The organism is Vibrio bivalvicida (genome assembly GCF_001399455.2).
Taxonomy (GTDB): Bacteria; Pseudomonadota; Gammaproteobacteria; order Enterobacterales; family Vibrionaceae; genus Vibrio; species Vibrio bivalvicida.
The window spans coordinates 1-1401 of sequence record NZ_LLEI02000071.1; the positions used below are offsets into that span (position 1 = coordinate 1).

2 protein-coding genes are annotated in these 1401 nt (G+C 41.5%); one reads left to right on the forward strand and one right to left on the reverse strand.

All coding sequences use genetic code 11. From position 1 onward, the window contains the following. Window positions 1-99 precede the first annotated feature (99 nt). On the reverse strand, window positions 100-483 hold the full coding sequence (locus tag APB76_RS19095) for a hypothetical protein (RefSeq protein ID WP_054963612.1): 384 nt from the start codon (window positions 481-483) through the stop codon (window positions 100-102). A gap of 236 nt (window positions 484-719) precedes the next feature. Here APB76_RS19095 and APB76_RS19100 point away from each other — a divergent pair, with 236 nt between their 5' ends. Then, window positions 720-959: an RNA recognition motif domain-containing protein gene (locus APB76_RS19100; RefSeq protein ID WP_049842715.1), complete on the forward strand. Its 240-nt coding sequence runs from the start codon at window positions 720-722 to the stop codon at window positions 957-959. Window positions 960-1401 lie beyond the last annotated feature (442 nt).

The following is a 1401-nucleotide window of genomic DNA, read 5'->3' on the forward strand; positions in this document are numbered from 1 at the left end:
TAGCAACGCATAACACGATACTTAAACTAGCCACCGTAAACACTGTACCAGACTAAAACCAAAATCGCCGAGCGTTGATAGTCCGTCTTAAGCAGTTTGTTAGCGCGCTTTTATGCCAAGTTCACTGCATTTATTGAGCAACTCACTTTGGCCTAGATTTAACAGAGGATGCACATCATCCCAGTTAGTTTTGCGCCCTTTTTCACCAGTTGTTTTTCCAGTAAGCAAACTAACTTGGTTCGATGCTTTATAACCAGCCTCATCTATCATTGATGCAATATTCTGGACCTTCATCTTAATTGAGGACAATGAACGACCACTAAAATCATTGATATCGCTTTCATCAAACTGGCTGCGACCAAATCTTGCAATATAAGTACAAAAGACAATCTCAGGTAACGTGTAATAGTTTCTTGGTGCCAAAATTTTAACCCTCACAAAAACATCAGAATAAGAATAGACCGACACCTTTTCCAATGTCATCCAGGATTTGACTGGCCCAGCGCGCTAACGCCCTGCTAAGTGGCTAGCAACGCATTACACGATACTTTAACTAGCCGCCGTAAACACTGTACCAGACTAGAACCAAAATCGCCGAGCGTTGATAGTCCGTCTTGAGCAGTTTGTTAGGTACAATTTTTAAAGCAGACTCTGTATTTACTTGGTTTGTTGTAAATTACCTGCCACACTTAGTCCGCATTTTATATTAGGCAACCATTATGAAACTTTTAGTTCGCAATTTAGAGCGTTCAACTACAGAACAAGAAATTCGAGTGTTGTTCTCTACTCACGGCACTGTAACTGAGTGCAACCTAGTACTAGACCAAGAAACAGGTCAATCAAAAGGCTTCGCGTTTGTAGAAATGCCTGACGAAAACGAAGCAAAGGCCGCGGTTGAAAAATTAAACCTTTCTACTGTAGCTAAGAGCAAAATCAGAGTTAAGTTCGCTCAAAACTAGAAACAATGAGAGCCAGTTTTTCATCCATTTTACTGGCTCGATTTCAAATTTTCCTGATTGTACCTAACGCCCTGCTAAGTGGCTGACAACGCGACCCCCGCACTCAACTAAACCACCGTAAACACTACACCTGACTTGGACTAAAATCGCCCCGCGTTGGCAGTCCGTCTTGAGCAGATTGTTAGCTGCTACGAAGAAGGTTGAGTTTTTTAACCCAAGTGCCTAACTTGAAGTACATTATTGTATTCAAATGACCATGTAAATTGGACAGCTCAAAAAACAAAACACAATTGATGAAACTTGCTTGGCAAAGAATGCTTTAGACAAGCCTGACAGCCCAGTTCGAGAAACTGATTTAGATATGGCGACGCTTCAACACCAGAGAAACCACACCAAAGAACTAAACAAACGCACCACTCCAGTAAACTGACTTTGGTTGATT

What these genes read in the sequence shown, in the direction of transcription:
- APB76_RS19095 (WP_054963612.1), bottom strand. Translation starts at nt 483, where the DNA reads ATGACATTGGAAAAGGTGTCGGTCTATTCTTATTCTGATGTTTTTGTG.
- APB76_RS19100 (WP_049842715.1), top strand. Translation starts at nt 720, where the DNA reads ATGAAACTTTTAGTTCGCAATTTAGAGCGTTCAACTACAGAACAAGAA.